Annotated in this window: 19 protein-coding genes; 12 read left to right on the forward strand and 7 right to left on the reverse strand. The window is 50.4% G+C overall.

Features of this window, described 5'->3' with window-relative positions:
• Positions 1–16 precede the first annotated feature (16 nt).
• Positions 17–1,315 carry a hypothetical protein gene (locus J0L72_11075; GenBank protein MBN8691310.1) on the reverse strand — a complete coding sequence of 433 codons (1,299 nt, stop codon included), beginning with the start codon at positions 1,313–1,315 and terminating at the stop codon, positions 17–19.
• Between the two features lie 948 nt (positions 1,316–2,263).
• On the opposite strand from J0L72_11075, the gene J0L72_11080 reads away from it, so the two are divergent.
• Both J0L72_11080 and J0L72_11085 read left to right on the forward strand, forming a co-directional pair.
• Positions 2,264–2,902, forward strand: a complete 639-nt coding sequence (locus J0L72_11080; protein MBN8691311.1) for a hypothetical protein — start codon at positions 2,264–2,266, stop codon at positions 2,900–2,902.
• 220 nt (positions 2,903–3,122) lie between these two features.
• Positions 3,123–4,670, forward strand: a complete 1,548-nt coding sequence (locus J0L72_11085; GenBank protein ID MBN8691312.1) for a right-handed parallel beta-helix repeat-containing protein — start codon at positions 3,123–3,125, stop codon at positions 4,668–4,670.
• Between the two features lie 232 nt (positions 4,671–4,902).
• On the opposite strand, the gene J0L72_11090 is transcribed toward J0L72_11085, so the two are convergent.
• The gene (locus tag J0L72_11090) at positions 4,903–5,730 is read right to left on the reverse strand and encodes a PEP-CTERM sorting domain-containing protein (protein ID MBN8691313.1); all 828 of its coding nucleotides are present in this window, start codon (positions 5,728–5,730) and stop codon (positions 4,903–4,905) included.
• A gap of 263 nt (positions 5,731–5,993) precedes the next feature.
• On the opposite strand from J0L72_11090, the gene J0L72_11095 reads away from it, so the two are divergent.
• From J0L72_11095 to J0L72_11105, 3 genes are all read left to right on the forward strand, one after another.
• Entirely contained in the window at positions 5,994–6,404 is a 411-nt protein-coding gene (locus tag J0L72_11095) for an SRPBCC domain-containing protein (protein MBN8691314.1), read from the forward strand.
• A gap of 3 nt (positions 6,405–6,407) precedes the next feature.
• The gene (locus J0L72_11100; protein MBN8691315.1) at positions 6,408–6,734 is read left to right on the forward strand and encodes a helix-turn-helix transcriptional regulator; all 327 of its coding nucleotides are present in this window, start codon (positions 6,408–6,410) and stop codon (positions 6,732–6,734) included.
• Between the two features lie 529 nt (positions 6,735–7,263).
• Positions 7,264–8,190, forward strand: a complete 927-nt coding sequence (locus J0L72_11105) for a PEP-CTERM sorting domain-containing protein (protein MBN8691316.1) — start codon at positions 7,264–7,266, stop codon at positions 8,188–8,190.
• Between the two features lie 156 nt (positions 8,191–8,346).
• Here J0L72_11105 and J0L72_11110 read toward each other — a convergent pair whose 3' ends face one another.
• Positions 8,347–9,261: a PEP-CTERM sorting domain-containing protein gene (locus tag J0L72_11110; GenBank protein MBN8691317.1), complete on the reverse strand. Its 915-nt coding sequence runs from the start codon at positions 9,259–9,261 to the stop codon at positions 8,347–8,349.
• A 302-nt stretch (positions 9,262–9,563) separates the two neighbouring features.
• Here J0L72_11110 and J0L72_11115 point away from each other — a divergent pair, with 302 nt between their 5' ends.
• Entirely contained in the window at positions 9,564–10,184 is a 621-nt protein-coding gene (locus tag J0L72_11115; GenBank protein ID MBN8691318.1) for a DUF642 domain-containing protein, read from the forward strand.
• 166 nt (positions 10,185–10,350) lie between these two features.
• On the opposite strand, the gene J0L72_11120 is transcribed toward J0L72_11115, so the two are convergent.
• From J0L72_11120 to J0L72_11130, 3 genes are all read right to left on the reverse strand, one after another.
• A complete protein-coding gene (locus J0L72_11120; GenBank protein ID MBN8691319.1) occupies positions 10,351–11,307 on the reverse strand; it encodes a PEP-CTERM sorting domain-containing protein in 957 nt (318 codons plus the stop codon).
• Between the two features lie 274 nt (positions 11,308–11,581).
• Positions 11,582–12,577 carry a hypothetical protein gene (locus J0L72_11125; protein MBN8691320.1) on the reverse strand — a complete coding sequence of 332 codons (996 nt, stop codon included), beginning with the start codon at positions 12,575–12,577 and terminating at the stop codon, positions 11,582–11,584.
• Positions 12,578–12,952: 375 nt separating this feature from the next.
• Positions 12,953–13,888 carry a PEP-CTERM sorting domain-containing protein gene (locus J0L72_11130; protein MBN8691321.1) on the reverse strand — a complete coding sequence of 312 codons (936 nt, stop codon included), beginning with the start codon at positions 13,886–13,888 and terminating at the stop codon, positions 12,953–12,955.
• An 87-nt stretch (positions 13,889–13,975) separates the two neighbouring features.
• Between J0L72_11130 and J0L72_11135 the strand changes: the two genes are divergently transcribed.
• The 5 genes from J0L72_11135 to J0L72_11155 all read left to right on the forward strand — a co-directional run bounded on the left by J0L72_11135 (position 13,976) and on the right by J0L72_11155 (position 17,314).
• Positions 13,976–14,896: a PEP-CTERM sorting domain-containing protein gene (locus J0L72_11135; protein MBN8691322.1), complete on the forward strand. Its 921-nt coding sequence runs from the start codon at positions 13,976–13,978 to the stop codon at positions 14,894–14,896.
• Between the two features lie 15 nt (positions 14,897–14,911).
• A complete protein-coding gene (locus tag J0L72_11140; GenBank protein MBN8691323.1) occupies positions 14,912–15,418 on the forward strand; it encodes a hypothetical protein in 507 nt (168 codons plus the stop codon).
• A 134-nt stretch (positions 15,419–15,552) separates the two neighbouring features.
• On the forward strand, positions 15,553–15,954 hold the full coding sequence (locus tag J0L72_11145) for a hypothetical protein (GenBank protein ID MBN8691324.1): 402 nt from the start codon (positions 15,553–15,555) through the stop codon (positions 15,952–15,954).
• A 2-nt stretch (positions 15,955–15,956) separates the two neighbouring features.
• Entirely contained in the window at positions 15,957–16,379 is a 423-nt protein-coding gene (locus J0L72_11150) for a hypothetical protein (GenBank protein MBN8691325.1), read from the forward strand.
• A 98-nt stretch (positions 16,380–16,477) separates the two neighbouring features.
• Complete coding sequence (locus J0L72_11155) at positions 16,478–17,314, forward strand: hypothetical protein (GenBank protein ID MBN8691326.1); 837 nt, start codon at positions 16,478–16,480, stop codon at positions 17,312–17,314.
• A gap of 106 nt (positions 17,315–17,420) precedes the next feature.
• Here J0L72_11155 and J0L72_11160 read toward each other — a convergent pair whose 3' ends face one another.
• A complete protein-coding gene (locus J0L72_11160) occupies positions 17,421–19,583 on the reverse strand; it encodes a redoxin domain-containing protein (protein MBN8691327.1) in 2,163 nt (720 codons plus the stop codon).
• Positions 19,584–19,689: 106 nt separating this feature from the next.
• Between J0L72_11160 and J0L72_11165 the strand changes: the two genes are divergently transcribed.
• Entirely contained in the window at positions 19,690–20,115 is a 426-nt protein-coding gene (locus J0L72_11165) for a DUF1801 domain-containing protein (GenBank protein MBN8691328.1), read from the forward strand.
• Positions 20,116–20,149 lie beyond the last annotated feature (34 nt).

The raw sequence follows: 20,149 nt of genomic DNA on the forward strand, positions 1-20,149 counted from the left end.
TGAGCGACGAAGCGAACTATTCTGGGGCTTCAGAGTCAAGACCTGAAAGACTATCTACGTAATCGGATGGACGCATGACCCCTTGATCGACATCCTCAATTTGCTTATCCTTTCTACTTCGAATCAACTCAGTGTGCACGGTCGCCACCATATTCTGTCGTTTGTTCCGCATCCGAATGGTCGGATCAACCAATGCTAGCTGTCGATTTACTTCTTCTGCTATCGCATGATCCAATTCCTTTTTGGTTCTTGAGCTCACATTCGCATGACTGTAGAAATATGTCCAACCTCTGATATACCGATCAATTTTAAGTAATTTTTTCAAGAACAATGTTTCGCTATGGGCACCTCGTTCAGTCGCGGAAATCTCACCGAGAGAAGAAAGATGGGCCTTGAACTTATCAACTTTCGGAGTTGGAATTCGGGAACATCCGTTACGAAAGAAATATCCTACGAAGGTGAAGCCGTTTGCCGGTTCGATTTGTTCGTATTTAGAGTCACCACTTTTATGGAAGGGCAGTTTGAGATCAGACAAAACGCCAAATATTGAGGATTCCGCATCTCGAGCCTCGGCTTCAGTCTTGGTCAAAACCACTACGTCGTCGACGTACCTGAACGCATTAAATGACTCGGCAACGCGATCCACATCCGACAGGTACACGTTCGCAATCAGCGGCGAAAGCGGGCTACCTTGGACAATTCCAGATTTATCGGACCAATACTTTTCAATTTCCTCAGCCGTTGCGCTCATCGGCTTCCGATCAACAGGGGTAAATAGTGCCCGGTCGAGGAGGAACTTTGTGTTCGGGCAGAGCTCCAGGCCCTCCAGCTTTTCAGATAGAATCGTCCGATCGATAGAGCCGAAGCAGTTCTTAATATCGGTTCCGAAACCGAATTTGCACTCTCTGTGCGCTGCGGAAATCCCTGTTACACATGCGGCATGATTCGCGACAACCTTGTTACCAGAATTACGATACCTCGGCTTACAATAACTTACTCTACTGTTTACGGCATTCTCTGCTCTGGCTTGCACTAATTCAAGCAAAAGAGAATGTACAACGTAGTCCATGCCATTGAGGATAGTTATTCCTCGAGTTCCACCGCCGAATTTGTTCAGCAACACTCCGCGATAACGAAACTTGTAATCTCCCTCTAACACTAATTTGGAAGTAAGCTCAACTTGGTCATGAAATTCCGACCTAATAAACTGTGCAGATCGTCTCACCAAGTTCCCCTTGGCGGCAGATCTGGAAATAAATCGGAATGCCGCGTCGGCTACGGATTTTCGTGAGAACTGTTGCTCAAAGGTCTTCATAAGATTGAAGGCATAAGCGACCTCATGCCTTCTTCAGATAGGAGAGACAACAATTCAACGAATTCCTGCCTCTCGCTATAAGAGTCAACTTTCAGCTGACGTCCCAGTTGTCGATTCGAATCCTCGATTCTATCTGACGCTTCTACGCATCATCAAGTTTCTCAAATTCCAGTATTTACATGTATTCTTTCGAATACGAATGCAAGCCTGAGACATTATTGTCACCGAATGGCAACCGCAATGCCTGAACTTACGAGTTTTGCTATTAATATGTCTTTTTTCATTTCATCTCGATTTGGGATTAACCCATAATTGATTTTCGAAATTCGAAACGACACCCACAAAACCAGGGCAATCGACCAGAATTACTTCGGGCCATTACCGTTGCTTGGAAGCATATGCTCCTCGCCCGGCACTGAAAATAGTACCAGGGAAACATATTGTTGTCAAGTTTTAACCAACATTTGCGACTTTTTGGCAATATTGGGCTCATGGTGTACAAATTGTTGTCGGTGCAAGTAGATTCCAATTATCGCTCAAGGCCGATAAGCCTGATTTGTGTAATGCATGCGAAATGCTTGGCTTATGCCGAATCCCATGCCTTGTCGTAAGATTTTGAGCGTAGTCACTACGCACTTGCCGAAAGTCGCGGGAATGCAGTCCGAGTAGCACAGGGAATCGGCGCGGGGGTTTTGGGAGGACGGCGGGCAACCTCTGGGCCGATTCCACCAACCTTTTGGCCACGGCGGGCAACCTCTGGGCGGGTTCCACCAACCTTTTGGCCGAGGCGGGCAACATCGGGAGCGGGACACGGGGGTCGCGCGAGCGCCCAAACAACCCCGGCAATCAGCGCAAAGCATGGCGCGCGGGCAGCGACAAACCAGTCGAGCGGCGCAGAGGGTGGCGCAACCCCTCCAAAAACCCCCGGAATCTGCCGAAAAATAGAACGTGGAAGCGCAAGATTACATCCCTGGTTCGGATGCCGAACTGCGGGTTTGGCTCGAAAACTTTGTCAGCAAATGTGAGGCTTATGAGGCAGAGCTGGGGCTCGATGCCGAGACTTTGGCGCAGATTACAGACGCTTCGGCTGACTTTAGCACCAAGTTTTATAGCGTTAACGAATTGAAGGAAACCCTGCGCGGCGCAGTGGCGGGCAAAGACGCTAGCCGAACTCAAGCCGTGGCCCTAATCCGCTCGCTTGCCAAACAATTTAAGGCAAAACCAAACCTCGAACCACGCATTTTGAAATCGCTAAACATTACCGGAAGCGGCTCTGTTGGCCCGGTAATGGTTGTCACCGACTTAACGATTAGCGGAAATGATACTGGCGTGAATACTCTTAAATGGAATCGCAACGATAACTCTTACGGAACGCAATTTATCATCGAATCTAGCCCGGATGGCACCTCTTTTTGGGAGCTGGTGGACGTGGTGACGCGCTCGGATTACAAGCACCAAAATCAGGTTCCTGGCGAGCGGAAGTTCTATCGCATTCGGAGCAAGCGTGCGGGCCAAACTTCGGCGGCTTGTGCGGCGGCGGTGGTGTATCCCCTCGGCGCCCCCTCCCCCCTCCCCCGCGCTGCGTAGCGGTTTGAGCATTTGCGGCCGCATGTAAGTTCGGAGCGGCTAAAGCGAGTTGCCGAACAGGCGATCGTGTATTTAATGCGCGGTGGGGGGCCTCTTCTCTAGCAAAGCACGGCGTCGGAGGATGCGCGTGTGTAGGAAATCTATTCGTGAAGACAAGCCGAAACGCGATTTGCAGCCCCGCCGGAGCCGGGGTTCGACGACTCCCAGCGGGGGGTGGGCGATGAAGCATCTTCCCTTGTTCGCGGCTGCGCTGCTGGTTTCTTGCGCGGGCCTGGCCTCGGCGCGGACGATCTATGTGAGCCAAAGTGCCGCCGGATTGGGCAACGGCAACGACTGGGCGAACGCGTTTTCGAACCTGCATCAAGGGCTGGCCGCCGCCACGAATGGCGACGAAGTTCGCATTGGTCAGGGGACTTATCGGCCGGGGCTTCCGGGCGAGATCAATGCTTCGTTTGTCGTGCCGTCTGGGGTTCGGGTTCGCGGCGGATATAAGGGCTTCGGCGCGGACGCTGATCTTCGCAGCCGCGCGATTTATCCCACGATTTTAGATGGTGATCTGGGCGACGACGATTCTTGGGGCGACCCGTGGTGGAACGGGATGAACACCAATACGCCCAACAGCTATCACGTTTTGCAGATTGATTCTGCCGCGGCGGGCACGCTGCTGGAGGGGCTGACGGTGACCAGTGGCGGCGCGATTCAGACCGCTGGCGGCGCGGTGTTGGCGCAACAAAGCGAGCTTGAAATTCGCGATTGCACTTTTGAGCGGTGCCTCGGCTATCAGGGCGCGGGCGCGGCGGTTTGTGTGATTGACGGCAGCCTTTTGATGACGAATTGCACCGTGCGCGAGAATTGGGGCCGGTTTGTCAACGGGGCTGGCGTCGCGGTGTCGGGGACGGCTGGCGCGACGGTGGACGGCTGTATGTTCTTTGACAATCACGGCGAATCGGACTATTCGACCGGTTCCGGGGCGGGAATCGCTCTGGAAGGGACGACGCCCTCGACGATCAAGAATTCGCGGTTTATCGGCAATCAGACCTTCCCTTTCTTTTCTTCGATGCCGGATTTTGGCGGGGGTGTTTATTACTCCGGCGCGCCTCTTTCGATCGATCGGTGTACGTTTGAATCGAACACGGCGGTGAGTGGCGGCGGCGTTTATTCTTGGCGCGATCTGACCGTTTCGAACTGCTTGTTCCGGGGAAATAACGCGATTCCTGCTCCTGCTGCGGGCGGAAATGGCGGTGCGATTGGCGTTTATTATTTCGGCGATTATTTGCTGAAAGTGGTGGGCTGCACCTTTGTGAAGAACAACGCGCACGAGACGGGCGGTGTTTATTATCACGGCTATGCCACCTATCGCACCGATATTTCGAACTCGATCTTTTGGGGCAATACCGACGTGAACGGCACGGTTAGCCAAAGTAGCGTGAAGAAAGCTCGGTACAGCTGTATTCAAAACCTTTGGACGACCATTCCTGGCGAGGACGCGATCGATCCTTCTAAATTCCCGGGATGCGTGATCTCGAATCCGTCGTTTGTTCATTACCCCGACGATTTGCACCTTGCGGTTTCGTCGCCTTGTGTGGATGCTGGCGAGAAGTCGAAGTTCAGCGCTGGGATGTACTTGGATCTTCAAAATCGTTCCCGGTTCTTTGATATTGTTTCGAAGCCGGATACAGGACTTGGTTCTCGCCCGTTGCCGGATATGGGCTGCTACGAGACGACGCTGAGATTGCAGATGGATCCTTCTGTGGCCTACGGCCCTTGATGCTCCGATTGTGCACGATTCTGCTAGTACGCCCACTCTAGGGGATGAGGGAGTTCGAGCCCACAATATTCGATGTGTAGCACTCGGCGATGGGATTGGTCGAAATCACCCACGACGCGAAGAACAATCGCATCCGCGCGAAATGATTTAGACTCGCCAGATTACAAAACCAATAGCTGCTGGGGAGTATTGACTTGTACCCCAGCAGCTTATTTCTAGCCAACAGAAAGAGCTAATACTTGCGCTTTCGACGAGTCACGACCAGCAATCCTAGACCAAGCGCGGCCAGGCTACCTGGTTCTGGAACGGCCAAAAATCCCGTGCCGGCGCCCTGAATTCCGGTCAAAGTAGCCTGCGTCGTGAACGCTCCATTCGACATATTGAAATAACCAAGGCTCATCGTTCCGGCGGGGCTATCTCTTCGCATAGCGCCATATAGAACGCCTTCGTGGAACTCAATTCCATTGTTCGAAAACCCGAATCCAACCGCACCGACCAAAGTCGCCGTTCCTCCCGGTGCCCATCGATAAAGCCGATTGTTTGTGGCATCAGTCACATAGAATTGGCCATCAGCGGCATTGAACGAAAGCCCACCACCACCAGCCGAAGAAATTCCGGTGTTGTAATTTGTCAGTGTGTTCCCGGTCGCTGCGTTGAAACGCATGACACGCAATGGATTAATAGAGTCCTCGACTCCGTACATTTGTCCGTTTGCAAAAGTTAGCGAGCCGACGCCTTGGTCCAGTGAACCAATTTGAACCAGATTGGCAGCGCCAAAGGGATTATCCAATCGATAAAGCCCGTATCGACCGCTTACTGGATTTCTTCCACACGCAATAATGTCGCCTGCCGTCGCTCCTGCTAATGCAAATCCGCTCGGAAGAGTGGTCAATGATTGAATCTGTGCATTCATCGTCACTGAACCCAAAACCGCGCCTGTAGAGTCCGCACGATACAACTTGTCTCCGTCCGTCGCGAGGAACTGGATCGTGGTCGCCGAACACGCGATCGACATTCCCATTCCAACCGAAAACAACCCAACTTTTAGTAGCCAATTCATAGAATAAATCTCCGTTAACAGTATAAATATAATGACATTGTGGGTTCCTGAGCACAGCAAATTTGATTTTTAGCAAAATTACTGGCATCAATGCCTCAATATTGATGGGCTCGAACTGTTACGGCTAAGTGGTAGAGATGCCCCAGCCAAAGCCACAGCTTACGCCGGCGGCGGTCGCAGATTACCGGCGCAGAAAAAATAAGCAACATTTTTATTGCCTATTGTGTTATGATGGGTTTTAGCGTACCGCCACAGGATTCAAAATGCAAGATTCTATCGAGCGCTCCATCGTGATCAATGCTCCCATTGACCGCGTCTTTCAGGGCGTGATTTCCGATTTTTTTAAGGCATGGGACGGGGAGCTGATCACTGACACTCACGGCCATTTTAACTTTGGCGAATGGGGCAAATCCAGCGTCCATTTGATCGCTTATCAACCGCCGAGTTATCTGGCGTATCGCTGGGTTCCTGGCACGATCTTTGAGGGCGATATTTATGAAAAGGGTTGCACTTTGGTGGAGTTTAGGCTCACCGAATCTGGCGGCGCGACCACCCTTGTGTTGAAGGAAAGCGGGTTTGCTTCGATTCCCGAAGAGCGCTACCGAGAGGCGATGGACAACAACACCGCTGGATGGGACGAAGAAATCGCAAACTTTGCAAAGCTGTTTGAATAATTGATGGCTTTGGCAGAAGTTTTTGGCGCGTTGGGCGATCCGGTCCGGCTGGAAATTGTTCAGCGGCTGGTCGCCCGCCGCCGCCAACGCATTTCGCAAGTCACCGATGGTTTGGGGCTCACTCGGCAGGGCGCGCGTCGACAGCTGCAGGTTCTTGCCGACGCCAAAGTGGTGGTCTTGGAACCCGAGGGCCGCGATGTTTGGGTGAACGTCAACATCGAGAGGTTGGACTACGCCCGGGAGTTCATCGCCAAGCTTGAAGCGGAATGGGACCTCCGCCTCGAAGCGCTCAAGCTTTCTCTTGAATCTGGGGAGGACTCGATTGGGTAGTAGTTGCTGCCAACTCTAACGATGGCAGCTCCGCAATTACGCGAACCATTTCGTCATGAGTGAATACCCCACGATAGAGCTCGAATCCATCTGCACAAAGGCTCATTGCGCCAGTATGATCGAATGCTTTGGACAGTCGCGAAGTCAGGCTCGTAAATCATGTGATACGATCCGACAGCGTAGCGGTCGCTCAACTCGTCCGTCGAGCAAGTTCGACTAGAATATGATGAGGAATTGACGGCTCATCGCCTGATCCAAACGGGGGTGCCGGAGTATTTTGCCGTCTATTTACAATTCGGCGGAGCAATGGATTATTGATTGCGTGAGGACCTCACAATTCTCGATCTATATTTTAAGGTGTCCATCGATTTGGCGTCATGCAGTCAAGTATGGTGCAAGCAAGATGTTCAAAGCGATCTACCGCTGAGCAATCCGCTCCGAAGTTGTTTTCATCACACCAAACGATAGGATCTCAAATAAATCAAGCAATCCATTTTGCCCAGACGAAAACTTGCCGTATACTCCTAGCATGCGAATTGCATTTTTGGCTGCCGTCGCGGCATTATCCTGCGCCGCTTCCGCTTCTTTTGAACTTGTCATGGCGCTTGATTCAGATAATCACACCGTTCACCGAATTGATGGTGAGCGCAATATTTACCTCGGCAATTTTGGGGCGAATCGTCTAGTCAACCCGAGTGCAATGGCCATCCAACAGTCAGCCAATAAAGCGCACGTGTACGATCCGTATCTTCGGTCCGTCGTCTCGTTCGACTACAACACCGGTGAAAAAGTCGGCGAAGCCGCCATGCCTAGCTATGGCTATGCAACTTTGGGCTTGGCGAATAATGGCGACTTTTTGGTAGGCGACTTCTTTTCGGCCTCAGCGCGGCGCTATTCACAAGGAGGGATTTTGTCAGCGATCTTTACGGCTCCCGCAGGTTCCACAGGAACTCGCGCCATGATGCAAGCGACGGATGGCAACTACTATGTCGCGTGGGCTGGAAGCAACGTCATTACTCGGCATAACGCTAGCGGCACTCTTTTGGCCACCGTAACTTCAGCGAGTACTAGCATCGCCGACAGCCGACAAATGTTTATTCAAAACAGCCAGGTGGTTATTTCTGGGGGCAATTCTGGCAAGTATGTTCGCATGACTTACTCCAATACAACCAGTTGGGGACCAATGATAGAAACCTCTGTCAATACTTATGCTTATGGGGTTTCTGCGGGTCACTTTAGCACCATCTATGCGAGCGGTTATTCGACATTAAATTCAGCGTCGGTCTACAGCTATTCGTTAACCACTGGCTACCAAACCAGCAGCTACACTGTTCCAGGTGCCGGCACAATTGTTGCATTGGGTACAGTTGTCGCCCCAGAACCACAAACAATCACCGGAATGCTCGCTGCAGGTCTTGTGGGTCTTATGGCTCGCCGAAAAAGACGAGCGAAATAACCGGCCGCTACAATAAAAGAAATAGCCTGATCTGAGAATTATATCGATCAGGCTATTTCTTGGCATCAAGACTTTGTTTTCTAGTCCCTACGCCCTTATTACATAAACAACAAAAGAAGTCTCTTCGCTCCGTATGGCTTTTGACTCAGAAATGCTTTAGGATCTTCTTCGGCGGCGGGAGAGTAATGCCGCTGCGCCAATTCCTAATGCCATCCAACTTCCCGGTTCTGGAGCGACCACAACCGCAATGTGTCCCGGAGTAGTGATTTGCGGCGCGTCAAATTGGAAACCAGAATTCAAATACGTATCCGTTTTTATAAACCTTGCACCTCCAGCAGTAGCCGTACCTAAGATGAAGTTCGAACCACCGTGCGCAAGGCCTACTCCCGTTGTCCCACTAAATCCGGCAAAAGTTAGGCTCCCAGCTCCTGAACCATAATCATAATAAATTCCACCCACAGAAGTCGAAGTGTAGTAAATATCGTTGTAGTTATTTCCGGATGCAATGCCTTGAGCAAGACCGCCAGTCAAAGCCACCGCTGGTATGCCATAACTCGTGAACGTAGTGCCACCATTGGTAGACCGAAAAACTTGATTGGTACTGGAATCCGTGTATCGTATATCCGAACCATTCACGACCAGGTGCTTCACGAACGCACCAAAAGTCCCTGTGGCAATCGTGGATGCTCCACCGGCTATAGAATTGATTGTGAAAATCCCGGATACTGTTCCCAGCGTATACGAAAAGTTGTTACCACCAGCATATGTCAAAGTTGTCAACGTGTTGCCGGTAAACAATGTTCGTTTCAGCTCGCCAGTGTTGTAGTTGAAAATTCGGATAAATCCACCGGTTCCAACCGCTAGCTCGTTCGCCGATTGATTCACCGCCATCACGGAACTCGCACCCACCCATCCAGAGGCGAACGAACCCAGATAGGTTCCGGAGTCGCCATCATAGCGGTGGACTTTTCCGTTTGAGCCTGTTCCCCGGTCCATCGCGAGAATCAGTTCGAAACTAGCCTGCGACATCGCCGCCACTCCGAAACACGCCAACAATGCAATTGACTTCATCGCTTTCTATTATAAGCCACTTTTTGCGCTGTGGAAGGATTTGTGTTCGAATTCATTGACAGTCCACTCATGCCGCGTCCGTTTGCGTGAAAAACGTCTTGGGCAAACTTACGTGGTTTTTTTGGCATCCCCTTCTATCACAGCCGAAACTCGAGCGATAGCATGATGGATACTGTTAGCCCTCTCCTAGTTCAAATGCCCATAATTATGCGGGGATTAACTGAGGAAATTGCCTGCTGTGGAAATTCCGTGTATATTTTATTCGTCGAGCAAATTTGTTGCTTCGAACGTGGGGATTTAATATGAAGGGTCTACTTGGTTTCGTTTTCGGAGTCGGTTTTGCAGGATTCGCGCACGCCAACCTCATTGTCAATGGTGGCTTCGAACAAGGTGCTTGGGCACCTGGAGGAGATAACTCCATGCAACTGTTTGGAGGTTCTGGAGCAATAATGGGATGGTCAGTTACTGGTGACGAAATCGCTTGGATCGGTTCGTCGAATCCTTATTTCGTTTCTCCATCTGAAGGTCAACGCTTTTTGGATCTTGCAGGCTATAACAATAACGGCTCGCCAGGTGGCATTCAACAAACTTTTGCAACGACGATCGGCCAACAATATCTTTTGACATTCGATCATGGTGCAAGCAATCTCTATGGCGCCTCAAAGATAGTCGCTTCTGCGGCTGGTACAACTCAATCTTGGACCCTGACTTCTGGGGCTACAAACTTGTGGGAAGGTCGTTCGATGGTTTTTACAGCAACCAGCACTTCGACGACGCTTTCGATTGCTGAGGATATTCAAAATGTGGGTGGATCCGTTTATCAAGGTGTGGACAACGTGAGTGTTGTTGCTGTTCCGGAGCCATCCACTATTCTTGCTCTTTCGCTTGGCGCAGTGGCGCTCCTTCGCCGTCGAAAGAAATAGTATTTGTCGAAAACTGGCGTTGTGGGTGCAGAAACTTTACTTGGTATTGCACCCACTTACTAATTATGTTTACCTTTTGACTCTAAAGTTGGTTAACATGTAATATTCGTTTGTGAATAAAAACGAAGCATGTTGCACTCGCTTGTTCAGACGGAGTATTCCTAAATCACTTTTTTCGGCGGCGGCGGGAGAGCAATGCTGCAACTCCTAATCCGAGAGCGATCATGGATCCTGGTTCTGGTGCGAGGACGATTGCCGCGTTGCGCGCACCACCTGCTATTCCAGAATATACGTTTGTGCGAATAACGTATCCAGCCGTATCCAATTCATTCACTCTTACGCCTGTGCTGTTGCTATCTGCTCCGATCGTATACAACCCCAAGTGGGATTTTGTAAAGTAATTAACCGAATTCTGCAGTGTAAATGATGAAGTAAACGAGCCTACAAGAAGAAGATCGTTACTTACACTTGCCCCGTAGTTAAATCCAACGGTTGAACCGGCTGAATTACCGGTGTAGATGAAGTGGTACGGTGCGGAAGAAAGCACACCAATGCTAGAAACATTTGCAGGAGTAATGGCATTGTTTACTGCCTCCGAAGTAGTCACCGCCGCAGAATTTCCAGTCCTGAGCATTCTTCGGAGAGAATGTCCTACAGTTGAATAACCGATGAACGCGTTACTGCCAAGAGTGGATACTTTGTTGAGCACAACACCCAACGCGCTTGCATTGACGGCGTTAGTATCGAGATTGAAGATTCGTAGTTCGCCGTTACCATGCACGGACACGATTTCGTTTCCATTAGCTGACAATGCAAAATCATTAACCTGCGACCATCCGACATTGCGAATACTTTTCAATGTACCTGTCGAATAGTTCCACGTTCGCAAATTGCCGTTGATATCCAGGGTGTACATTTCCCCACGTGCATAGCTCGCGGCCAAACCCATACTTTGTGGGCCGATCTGAAATGATCCCAAATTGACATCATTTTCCGGGTCAATTCGATGGACGCGGTAAAAACCTCCAGCATCTGCTGTTGCGGCTTGCACCAACATGAGATCAAAACTAGCACTCGCACCGGCAGCCATCGCCGCGGCGGCAATCAAACCAATGAATCGCATCCCCTCTAGTATAGAGGAGGTTCTGCTGAATCTGGTAGGATTTTCTATGTTAGTCCGAGAAATGTGTGCAAAATGGCTGAATTTCAGATCACTCATGCTAGTGTAGACACCTAAATTCTCTTTACTTTCGCACGGATTTTTTTAAGCGAATTGGGCGAGAACGGCTTCCACGCTTGTGGGCGTGTTAGCACTCTAGTGCTAAGTTTCCGCTCAGGCTGAAACATTGCGTTGCGACCAAGAAGGTAGACCCCGCGAATGTCAGCGCAGAAGTAGACTATTGGGAGCGTTTCGCAAAGGGATCATTGTTTGAAATTGCCAAATCACCGTTCCAGATTTGGGTAGTTACACCACGATCGCTTTCGCTCTTGACATATTTTAGCGGTGCGTACCACGTGGTTCCATCCTCCGCAGTGAGAAGGATTTTAAACCTTGTTCTCTTGGTTAGAATTGGTCCCATTCGAACTTCGACGATTGATTTGTCTAGATCAAGTCGACTGAGGTGCCCAAAATTTGGCGAACTCAAATCATTAACGTTAGTCCCCCAGGAAAATTCAACTCTTCCCATCGGACCGACTATTGGTTTGGAAGCCGAGACCTCTCCGAGTTGGATTGGAAATGTTTGGTTCACGCGATTGTTTATTGCTACTTCCTGGATTTTATTGCTTACGAGGTCATATAGCGGATAGCGTTCTATCGCTTTTTCTACCATATCCCAAGTCTTCAGTTGCGTTGAATGACCTTCTATCGTTCCGATCTTTTCTAATATTGTCACACCATCCCTTACGATTTCTTGATAGACCTGTACATCCTTAGGAATACTCTTGGCCATATCATCTTTCTGCTTTTGCGATACCGGATTTCCTATTCTTTGATATTGCAGAGCTCTTTGAAGTTGGGAAAGTACTTCAGATCGATTACTATAAGGCAATTCTGCCTGCACAGAGACGCTAAGTTTATGGAGTGGGGTCTGTGTTCGATACTGTGCATATTCGTTTTTGTGAGCTAATTCAAGAGTCTCCCGGGCAGTTTCAGAAGCGACTCGTGCAGATTGCTCAGAGTTAATTTGATTCAACCAGTGATTGCTACCCAATAGGGCGATGCTACAAGCAGCGCAAATGATTGCAAGGCGTTCGGCCAATACTCGCTTTTCGACCTGTCCGCCCGGTTTTGCATCTGATTGTCGAAAACCATATATCTGAATCCATACTCCCATTGTGATACAGACCGCATTCAGCACCAACGTAGTCAAGACAAGCGCCTGTGAATTCATTTTGCAATAACTAAGACGGCTATATTGATCGTGAGGTTTCGGTTGAATGGCTCGCAGAACTTTGGGCCAACTTTTTGCTTCGAGAGCAGATGTGAAAAATATGCCCTAAAAATGACATATCTTGAGCACGCTGGACGAACAAGGCATCATCCGATCGATTCTACAGGAACAGTTTACGCTTGCAGTCAATGCTGCCGCAATAACCAAAACAGCTCATCGCATCCACTCTAGAATAGAGGAGGTTTGGCTGAATCGGGTAGAGATTTTGGAGGAATTCTGGAATATTTGAACGGAGAATCAGCATCCGCCGTTCAATACTCCTGCCGCCAATCACGCGATTTTGGCTCCACGTTGCGAGATCGGTTGCGCTGAAATTTATCTCTTCCGGCGTCGATTCAGAAACGCGATTCCGAGCGCCAAGGCTGCAATGGTGCCAGGTTCTGGAGCAACGACGATCGCCATTTGCCGCATTCCATTGGTCGAAATCTGTGGAGTGGGGATAGTCGTTGTCATGGAGTAAGAGTCTGTCACTTGCAGCAGCGGATTTCCTGATCCGTCCATTCCTGTGACATACAACAAATTGCCGTGGCCAAAGCCATTGCCCATCGATTGCGTCATTCCACCATACGAGAATCCTGTAAGGCCATAAACCATGGTGGAATTTGTGTAGTTAAATTGATAGTGGCCGCCCAGGGTATCACTCCCGATTGCGAGTTTCCCACCGCGAGCAGTCATTTGCTGGTAGGAATTATTAAGTCTCTGCGTGTATACTGCGGAGCTTAAAATGTAAGTTCCCGTGCCTCCGAACACGTCGATTCTTGCGTTGTTGGATGTCGATCCCACAACAGCGTCAGAAATATAAACTCTATCGTTTTCGTCCACCGCAATACCTGCAACAGTTCCTTGCAAACCGCCCGCAGACAAATTGTATGTATTTATGGTGGCACCAGTGGTGGAATTGATACGACTAACAGATCCACCAGTCGACGTTAACAAATCGCCATTGGAGAACACACCTAATCCCACAGAAGTGATCCCATTCATTGAGTAAAGGTACTCCCCAGTGTTATAGTTGAAAGCCTTGATTGTAGAACTCTCTCCAACATAAAGCTTGTTCCGAGTCTGATCGAGTCCCATTGTGTACGCAGAACCGAGGGCGAATTGCCCAAACTTGCCAAGATAGACTCCGGAATCGAGATCGTAGCGGTGGATACATCGCCCGACGTTGTCCGCGACCAAGGCCAGGGTAAAGGAGGCCTGCGCCACGCCAACCAGAGAAACGGCCAAACAAGAAAGCAAAATTCGGTTCATCTGGATACAGTTATATCCGATATTTGGCCAGAAACCAAATTTTGAATCTGATTTTGAATTTGAACCGGACTACCGTATAATTCTGGAATGCGACTCGCTTTGGTTGTTCCTGTTTTGGCTTTTTCCTGCTTTGCCTCGGCTTCATTTGAACTCGTGATGGCGCTGGACTCCACCAATCATACGGTTCATCGGATTGATGGTGAGCGCAGCATATACCTCGGAAATTTTGGTGCGAATCGCCTGGTGAACCCTTGTGCGATGGTCGTGCAGCAATCGGCAAATCGGGCGCATGTTTATGACCCGACCCAGAGGGCCGTCATCTCGTTTGACTACAACACAGGCGAAAAGGTCGGGGAAACCGCTATGCCGAATTTTAGTTACGCGACGCTCGCTTTGGGCACAAATGGCGACTTCTTGGTCGGTGACTTTTTCACCAATACAGCGCGACGTTATAACCAGGTAGGAACTCTGGTCGGCGTCTTCACTGCCCCAGCTGGCGCGATTGGCACCCGAGCCATGATGCAGGCAGCAGATGGCAACTACTACATTGCCTGGAGTGGCGCCAATGTCATCACCCGCCACAATGCTGCAGGCGCGATTTTGGCGACGGTGACCACCGCGAGCACTGCAGTTTCCGATTGCCGCCAGATGTTTGTCCAAAACGGAACGGTCGTCCTCTCTGGAGGAAGTAGTGGCAAATGGGTTCGTTCAACGTATTCTTCGTCAGCGTCTTGGGGCACTTTAACCGAGACAACTTTCACACCATTCTCCTATGGCGTTTCGGGAGCACACTTTAATACCATTTATGCCGGTGGCTACCCCACCAGCGGCACCGTCCTACTCAACAGCTATTCTTTGACTACTGGCGCCCAAATGAGTTCTTACACGATTCCAGGAGCATCAAATCTCGTAGCCCTAGGCACTGTGATAGCGCCAGAGCCGCAAACGTATCTCGCGATGCTGGTTGGCGGGCTCGGGATCCTTTCCCGCCGAAAACGCCGCGCCTAACTTGTCGTGGTTTAGATGCTAAAGACAACCCTGTTCGTGCTGGGCTGCGGGCTGGCCGCGCTCTTGGTGATGCTGCTGTGGATAGCCATTACCATCGGCATGATCGGAAAAATCCAGGTCTTCCCGAGTTCCTATTCGAGTGCGTTTGGATATGGAATTGCCGAGGGGGTGTTTTTGGCTTGCATGAACGCATTGGGCAAGTGGCCCCGATTGGGTTGGCGGCGAATCCTCATCGCAAACACACTCTTAAAACTTGCGCTTCTCGGTTGGTTCATCGCGGTCGCGCTTATTCCAATGGTGCTGAATTCGTCCGGTCGAAAGTATCACTATGTGTACTTCGCGCCAGAACCCGGAGCGTGGCTTTGGCCGTCCCTCTTCGCCGCCCCCGTCGCGGTTTGGGTACTGGTGCTGCGGTGGTACTACAGAAAATTCCGCAGAAGCAATATTTTACGATCGCGTACGCATTGCCCAGAGGTATACTGTCACTTGTCTGGCATCACATTGCGACAGTCCAGCAATTAGCGCAAAACCTGATTCACAGGATAGCTGACGTTTGAAGGAATGAATCAATTCTTATAATGATACACGTTCGGGCAATTAGTTATATAGGGCTATTCGCGACCGGCATTATTATCGCTTTTTACATATACATCTCAATGAACCGGACACTGACAGCGACTGAGTCTGCATTGTTTCAGGTTTTTTCTCTGGCTTTTTCTACTGGCACATCTTGGGCATTTGGAATGATTAGTTCTGAAAAAGCTGCTCAAATCCTAGTTAAGTCTCACGCAATCAAAGCCGTGCGCAGAATCGTTGACTTAGGACACCGGATCAGTAGACTTTCCAGCCAAATAGAAAGTTGGCAGAATCAATACGATGTTACGCAGAAGGAAGCAATAATTTGTTTTGATATGGTCATCCAAGCGAACCAGAACTATATTATGGATGTTTCAAGCATTTTGGAGGATTGGAGAGACATTGTACCAGACGAAATTAAACGACTTGACGATGCGATCAAATTGGCATCAGAAAATCCCGTCATTGTGGAGGTTAATTAGTGATGAGAATTGAAGGGAAAGTCGCAAAGCTTATAAATTCGCGTGAACTAGTGATCAACCGCGGTCGCGCGGACGGAGTTACCATCGGAATGATCTTTAAGATACTAGAGCCAGGACTAGAAACGATCAAAGATCCGGACTCGGGTGAAGTCTTAGGAGCCATTGAGAGAGAAAAGGTTCAGGTAAAAGTTGATTTCGTCGACGAACGATTATGCGTCGCAAAGACATTTCGTTACTCTGAGACTAATATTGGAGGACGCGGGCTTGGCTCACTCCAGCTTTCTCAAATGTTTGATCCACCGAAAATTGTGCGCAAATATGAGCAGTTGTCGATTGTTGATACTGAAAAGAAAGCTCTGAATGAAGCGACGAGTTATGTAAAGGTCGGTGATCCTGCAGTCCAGGCTATCTCTGAACTAGAGTGAAGAGGTCATTTCTCAATTCTTTAACCTATGCGCTACGGCTTGCAATGTTCGAAAGCAAGTTATCTCCTAGCTACGCACGCTAAAATTCCAAGATAACGATGGATATTAACACTGAGAAACTTGATTCAGCCCATCGATTTATTGAATCAATTTATCGTATTTCGTTACAATGGGAAGCAGGCCAAGCATCGGATTCTAGCTCAATGGCTGAAGACTGCATTTCACAAAGCGCTAAATATTTGCCCCTCAACTATTGCATGTCAATTCAATGTCTGGTGTGTGCAGTAGACCATTTTTATGGAGCACTGAAAGCTTACAGCTTCCCTTCAAACGTGTACGCGGCATGCACATGCACTAGGGGATGCTTAGAGGCTTCGGCTTTAGCGATTTACTTCAGTGATACTAGTGTGAGTCCAATTCAGCGAATGGCGCGACAATACTCCTGGCGCATAAATGGACTATCACAAGCAACTTCTACGTTATTCGCTCTTGAAGACCGAGCCGGTGATGCTGAATTAGTACATGAGCGGATCGCGCAGATAACCGCAGAAGCTGCAAGCTTTGGGTTCCATTTTGATAAGGCGCTTGCCGCGAGTCCAGAACATCGACTACGAAAGATGAAAATTACTGAGCTTGTGAAATCCCAACTTAGAATGGAGGCAAATTACCGGATACTTAGCGCGGTTGCACACTCGCACAACTGGGCACTAATACAAGTGGGTATGAATATTAGTGGCGAAGGAGCTCAATCGTTTGGAAATCTTACTGTGAAGCCAGAATATTTTTCGTTTAATTTACGCACGTTAGTGAGGTCAATTGGGCTTGCGAACCTAACAGTTTCTCATTACCGCGATGCCGACACGCGAGTGATTGTTAATTGCTTGGAACAAGCGACGCGCGCCGGGCTCCTCGTGGAAGCGGACCAATTCTGGTAGGTTCGGAGCTAATAGAGCATAGTCGTCGACGTTGAGCACGTAATTGACAGTTTCTCGAATTGTGCCGACTAGATCTACTCATTTAAGTTCGCTAAGAGAATTCCGCTTAAACCTTCCCCGCGTTGATCCGCATCAGCTCACGCACCAGGAAGTCGATGTTGGTGAATGGGTCGCCGCCCGTGCGTTTCCACCGCACGCGGCCGGAGCTATCGATCAAGATCGTCGAGTGCAGTTCCATCTCTTCGAAGTCATCGTAGGAGGCGAACCGCCGCGCGGAGGCGTGGTTCTTGTCCGATAGGAAGGTCAGGTGCACGTCGCCCAGCGTCGAAGATTCCTTGAGCGACGCCGGCGAGGCGCTGCAAACCGCCAGCACCACCGCGTTTTGCGCCTTGAAATCGGCGATTCGATCGTTGATCGACTTGAGCTGCCCAACGCAATGCACGCACTCATCCCCCAAGAAGAAAACGAGCAGGACATTCTTGCCGGCGTAGTGCGACAGGTCCACCCGCTGACCGTTCACGTCGAGCACGTCTAGCTTGGGCGCCTTGAACGGTTGCCAGTTCATCGGGCCGAGCTTGTCCAAATCCTTCGGCCGGTAGACCCGCTCTGGGCGCGGAGTTTCGGCGATCGGCGTTGGATTGAGGTTCAACCTGCGAACTTCTTCCAGCCAGCGCAAATTCGGATCTGCCCCAGACCAGACGTATTCCAGCCGCCCTGCATAGTAGGTCGCTTTGGGGATGTTCCCTAGCGCGAAATAGGCTTGCGCCAATCCGGACAGCGTGAACCCGTCGTTCGGCTCTTCCTTGAGCGCGGTGTCGTAGCAGTCGATCGCCATCAGGTATTCGCCGCGCATCCGAAAGTCGTCGCCGAGCAGCCGAATCATACGCCACGAATTGAATGGAGGATCACCGCCGATCATCTTGGCATCGATTTCGGCAGCCCCCTGCAAGAGCTTTTGGCCTTCTGCCACTCGGCCCTCGGACAAAGCGATCAACCCTTCGGCGACATCCAAGTTCGCCTTGGCGTCCGGATTTGCCATCCCACCGATCAATACGAATTGGGCCTTGGCTTGCTTGAGGCTGGCCTTTGCCTCCTCGATCTTGCCTTGACCATTCAGGGCGTGAGTCTCAGCAACGGCGCGGATGAACTTCTCAAACGGGTCGCTTTTGACGTTCCACGGAATGACTCCTGGCGTCATGATCTCGTCCCAGCGCTCGAACTTGATCAGGGCTCGGACAAGAGCTCCGATGCCTTCGGTGAAGATGCCATAACCCTCTTCGGAGTTGAGCTCTGGATCACGCGGCGCAGACAGTAGATCGCGCGCTCCCTGGATCGATGCTTCCGCCATCCCGAGCTGTTCTTGGATGTAACAAAGGTAGTTGCGGTTGTGGGGGTAGTTCCAGGTTTCAAACGGAAGCGCGAGCCGGTCGTTCATGTAGCGCAGTTCGGTCCGAGTGGCGGAATCCATCGAAATCGCGGCTTCGTGCCACATGCCGATCTTGCTGTAGATGTGGCCTGGCATGTGCAGGGCGTGCCCGATTCCTGGCGCGGCTTTGCCGTACATCTCGCAGCTCTTGATGGCGGGCTCTGCCTTCACTCCGTCCCAGTTGTGGATGCTTGCGTGATGCGCTCCAGGGTGCATCGGGTTCACCGCCAAAACTTGGTCGATGGTCGTCTGATTGACGGCCGGATCCTCTTTTCCTATACTGAAGAGAGCGAGTAGCGCCTTCGCTTCGATATCTTCGGGGAATTTGGCGACGATCTGCTTCATATTGGCGATCAGGACATCGCTTTGGTTTTCGGCGCGCTCTGAGATGGCTCTTTCCCACGCCTCGATGTACATTCTCTCTCGCTCGGTGACGTTGCCCTTGCGCTTGACAGCTTCCTTCAAGAACGCTCGGTAGCGATCGAAGTTCTTGTCATCCGCGCTGATGGTTCCGACCGTGAACCAGTTGAATCCGCATCGGGCGAGGCTCCAATACGCCATCGCGTTCTCGGGGTCTAGCTTGAGGCACCATCGGAACGATCGTTCGGCTTCCTCAAACCAGAACGAATGCAGCAACGCGTTGCCTTGGTTGAACCACTTTTGCACTTCACGGTCTGCGCAGGTGATCAAGAAAGGTGCCTTGCCGGTGCCTTCGATATCCCAGGGGCGTGTTCGCATCCCGGAATCGAATGCTGATCCGTGGCTGGAATGGCCGGGCTCGTCACTGGCCAACGCGCCAGTAGCCAGCAGCGCAAAAAGGATGGCAAGGATGCTTCGTCGCATTGCTGACTATAGCACGGTAAATCGCGGATTTAAGTTCATTGGATCAAAATAAGAGCCCGCAGTTTGTACACAACTGCGGGCTCTTATTTTGATCCATCATTGCTAGATGCCCGTTCTCGGCGACATTCGCGACTACATCTCTTCTCTGCCGGAAGCAAAGAGCAAAGAGATCGAAGCACTTCACAGGCAGATGGTGCAAACCTATCCCGAGGCGAGACTCTGGTTTCTGGATGGCATGGATGAGAGTGGGAAAGTCGTCACCAATCCGAACATCGGCTACGGACAATACACGATCCGGTATGCGGACGGTTCCGAGCGCGAGTTCTACAGAGTTGGCATCAGTGCTAATACGGCGGGGATCTCGGTATACATCATGGGCATTGAGGACAAAACATATTTGCTCAAGACCTTCGGCGAGGCGATCGGAGATGCCAAAGTCACGGGATACTGCATCAAATTCAAGTCAATTTCCAAGATCGATGAGTCCGTACTCTTCACCGCGATCAAGTTTGGGATGGACCGCGCGGAATAAATCGCGGATTCATTTGGAGAATCCGAATTTAGTT

The sequence above is a fragment of the Armatimonadota bacterium genome (genome assembly GCA_017303935.1).
Lineage (GTDB): Bacteria > Armatimonadota > Fimbriimonadia > Fimbriimonadales > Fimbriimonadaceae > JAFLBD01.

Coding starts and splice junctions, on each gene's coding strand:
- J0L72_11075 (MBN8691310.1), bottom strand. CDS start 1,315: ATGAAGACCTTTGAGCAACAGTTCTCACGAAAATCCGTAGCCGACGCG.
- J0L72_11085 (MBN8691312.1), top strand. CDS start 3,123: ATGAAGCATCTTCCCTTGTTCGCGGCTGCGCTGCTGGTTTCTTGCGCG.
- J0L72_11090 (MBN8691313.1), bottom strand. CDS start 5,730: ATGAATTGGCTACTAAAAGTTGGGTTGTTTTCGGTTGGAATGGGAATG.
- J0L72_11095 (MBN8691314.1), top strand. CDS start 5,994: ATGCAAGATTCTATCGAGCGCTCCATCGTGATCAATGCTCCCATTGAC.
- J0L72_11100 (MBN8691315.1), top strand. CDS start 6,408: ATGGCTTTGGCAGAAGTTTTTGGCGCGTTGGGCGATCCGGTCCGGCTG.
- J0L72_11105 (MBN8691316.1), top strand. CDS start 7,264: ATGCGAATTGCATTTTTGGCTGCCGTCGCGGCATTATCCTGCGCCGCT.
- J0L72_11110 (MBN8691317.1), bottom strand. CDS start 9,261: ATGAAGTCAATTGCATTGTTGGCGTGTTTCGGAGTGGCGGCGATGTCG.
- J0L72_11115 (MBN8691318.1), top strand. CDS start 9,564: ATGAAGGGTCTACTTGGTTTCGTTTTCGGAGTCGGTTTTGCAGGATTC.
- J0L72_11120 (MBN8691319.1), bottom strand. CDS start 11,307: ATGCGATTCATTGGTTTGATTGCCGCCGCGGCGATGGCTGCCGGTGCG.
- J0L72_11125 (MBN8691320.1), bottom strand. CDS start 12,577: ATGAATTCACAGGCGCTTGTCTTGACTACGTTGGTGCTGAATGCGGTC.
- J0L72_11130 (MBN8691321.1), bottom strand. CDS start 13,888: ATGAACCGAATTTTGCTTTCTTGTTTGGCCGTTTCTCTGGTTGGCGTG.
- J0L72_11135 (MBN8691322.1), top strand. CDS start 13,976: ATGCGACTCGCTTTGGTTGTTCCTGTTTTGGCTTTTTCCTGCTTTGCC.
- J0L72_11140 (MBN8691323.1), top strand. CDS start 14,912: ATGCTAAAGACAACCCTGTTCGTGCTGGGCTGCGGGCTGGCCGCGCTC.
- J0L72_11145 (MBN8691324.1), top strand. CDS start 15,553: ATGAACCGGACACTGACAGCGACTGAGTCTGCATTGTTTCAGGTTTTT.
- J0L72_11150 (MBN8691325.1), top strand. CDS start 15,957: ATGAGAATTGAAGGGAAAGTCGCAAAGCTTATAAATTCGCGTGAACTA.
- J0L72_11155 (MBN8691326.1), top strand. CDS start 16,478: ATGGATATTAACACTGAGAAACTTGATTCAGCCCATCGATTTATTGAA.
- J0L72_11160 (MBN8691327.1), bottom strand. CDS start 19,583: ATGCGACGAAGCATCCTTGCCATCCTTTTTGCGCTGCTGGCTACTGGC.
- J0L72_11165 (MBN8691328.1), top strand. CDS start 19,690: ATGCCCGTTCTCGGCGACATTCGCGACTACATCTCTTCTCTGCCGGAA.